3 protein-coding genes are annotated in these 2,641 nt (G+C 36.9%); all 3 read left to right on the plus strand.

Annotated elements, in window-relative coordinates; genetic code table 11:
- Window positions 1-561 (plus strand): RagB/SusD family nutrient uptake outer membrane protein (locus AC1DG9_RS26950; RefSeq protein ID WP_477635679.1); only part of this gene is annotated, 561 nt, incomplete at its 5' end.
- Between the two features lie 13 nt (window positions 562-574).
- The gene (locus tag AC1DG9_RS26955) at window positions 575-1,252 is read left to right on the plus strand and encodes a DUF3823 domain-containing protein (RefSeq protein WP_216854479.1); all 678 of its coding nucleotides are present in this window, start codon (window positions 575-577) and stop codon (window positions 1,250-1,252) included.
- Window positions 1,253-1,783: 531 nt separating this feature from the next.
- On the plus strand, window positions 1,784-2,554 hold the full coding sequence (gene ku / locus AC1DG9_RS26960) for a non-homologous end joining protein Ku (RefSeq protein WP_172662885.1): 771 nt from the start codon (window positions 1,784-1,786) through the stop codon (window positions 2,552-2,554).
- The last annotated feature ends 87 nt before the right edge of the window (window positions 2,555-2,641 follow it).

Consider the following 2,641-nt stretch of genomic DNA (forward strand, 5'->3'; position numbering starts at 1 on the left):
ATACAAGAGGTATCAAACACAGGCTTCTATCTTCGCAAGTATATAGATGCAAATGGCGGAGCCTCTACAAGGGGGATTCAAAGTGACGTTTGGTGGGTATGGTTCCGTTTAGGAGAGATATATCTGAATGCGTCTGAAGCCGCATTTGAACTCGGACAAACAAACGATGCCTTAACCTATGCAAATTTAATTCGGCAGCGTGCTGGTTTCGGTGCAAATAGCCTGACAAGCGCAACCTTAACCATTAGTAAAATCAGAAATGAGCGTAGAAACGAATTGGCGTTTGAGGATCATCGTTTATGGGATTTAAAGCGCTGGAGACAGGCAGATAAAGTTTGGACCGGTAATTCAGATAGTCCTGATGCAGTAGTATCAGCCTTATATCCATACCGCGTAATTCGTCCTGGAGATGCAGCCCGCGATGGGAAATATATATTTGTTAAAATGACAGCTCCCAGATTTAGATCGCCAAGGTTTTTTCAAATTTTTAATTACTACTCATCTTTTGATCAGAATGTAATAAACAACAATCCTAAAATTGTTCAAAATCCATTTAATTAATCAGGTTATGAAAATGAAAGCATATATATATTCATTGTTGTTTATCCTTGCAGCAGGGATTGCAGGATGTAAGAAAGATAATTACACCGCACCAAAATCATTACTTACAGGTAGGGTGGTGTATGAAGGTCAGGCCATTGGCGTCAGATCAAATGGCGTACAGCTGGAATTATGGCAACACGGCTATGATTTCTTTACAAAAATTCCAGTTTATGTTGCACAAGATGGTACTTTTTCTGCCTTACTTTTTGATGGCAATTATAAATTAACCAGATTAAGAGGAGTAGGGCCATGGATTAACAATACGGATTCAATTGATGTTAAAGTAAGCGGCAATACAATTGTTGATGTTCCTGTAACGCCTTATACATTTGTTAAAACCGTTTCATATCAGAGAGCTGGTACAACGGTAACAGCTACAGTAAATTTACAAACTGTAAACACTACGAATTTGCTCGAATCGGTCAAATTATATGTCTTCAAAACAGCCCTTATTGATGATGCTAATCAAAGTGCTGTTACTACAATTGCTGCTTCGGCTATTCCAAATATTAATCAGCCACTTACAATGAATATTGTGATTCCGGCTTCATTATCAATTGCTGATGCGGTATATGTTCGGGTAGGTGTAAAAACAGCAGGAGTTGGGGAACTTGCCTATTCAATGGCAGAAAAAATCCAGCTTAAATAATTATAATTAGTAAAAAGTAGCGTCCTAATACGTCGCTACTTTTTACTTCAACTTTATGTTATGACAATGTCTTGTGATGACTTCCCTTTTGTACTAATTTCTTATAATCTTCCAGAAGTGAAATGTATTTTTCCATCCAGTAATAAACAGAATCTGAGTGATTTAACGAAGATTCATCTTTGTAAACAGAGAACCCGCCCAAATCCATATAGTCACTTTGAAAATCGGCTGAAAAATCATGATTAATGGCATAAGTCAGACTAAACGCTAGGGACGTTTTAATGGAAGGAGCCTAAATGTTTTGGGAAACGGGTTGAGATAGTTAGAGCGGCAATATGAAAGAATTAGGCATCTTTGAATCAAAAGTATCGAATGAACAGACACGCAGGCAACCTGTTGATTGTCAAAAACTCCCTTTTGATGTTCAAATTTCCACAACAGTAATTAGGATTATTTGTTTTATGTGGACAATCTAAACATTCCTATCTCAAAGTTGTTAACCAGAAAGTTAAAGATTAAAATACATGCATTATGAAATCTATTTGGAAAGGCGCTATTGGGTTTGGCTTGGTTAATATCCCTGTTAAGCTATACTCGGCCGTACAGAACAGCAATCTTGATTTCGATATGCTGGATGAAAGAGATCATGCCAGGATAAAATATAAACGAGTTAATGAAAATACCGGTAAAGAAGTTCCTTATGAAAAAATAGTAAAGGGGTATCAGCTTGATGAAAAATATATTGTACTTAATGACAAAGATTTTGAGGAGGCTAGTCCGGAAAAGACCAAGGTCGTTGAGCTGGAGCGTTTTGTTGATATCAGTGAAATCAATCCCATTTATTACGAAACCTCATACTATACACAGCCTGAAAACCAGGGAAAAAAAGCATATGCCTTACTTCTACGTGCACTTGTTAAATCAAAAAAGGTAGGAGTAGCCCGTTTCGTATTCAGAAATACGGAGAACCTATGCGTTATCCATCCCATGGATGAGGTACTGGTTATTACTAAAATCCGGTTCGAGGAAGAAATTAGAAGCACAACAGAAGTTAAGCTTAAGGGAGAAAAAACGATAAGCAGCAAAGAGTTGGAGATTGGTATGGCTTTAATAGCTCAATATAGTGGTGACTTTGACATCAGTTCATTTAAGGATGAACATCGGGTTGAACTTTTAGCTATTATAAAAGCAAAAGCTAAGGGAAAACAACCTATTATTAAGAAAATGCAGCCTAAAACAGCTAGTAGCGATGATCTTTACAGCCAATTAATGGAAAGCCTTACTAAGAAAAAAAGAGCCTAGTTAATAATAAGTTATGGAGGAAACTAAAAAAGTAATTAAGGAAAACGGACTGGTATACATTATTGATACCATGCCCGGAATTTATAG

The sequence above is a fragment of the Pedobacter sp. 05L430 genome (genome assembly GCF_056397585.1).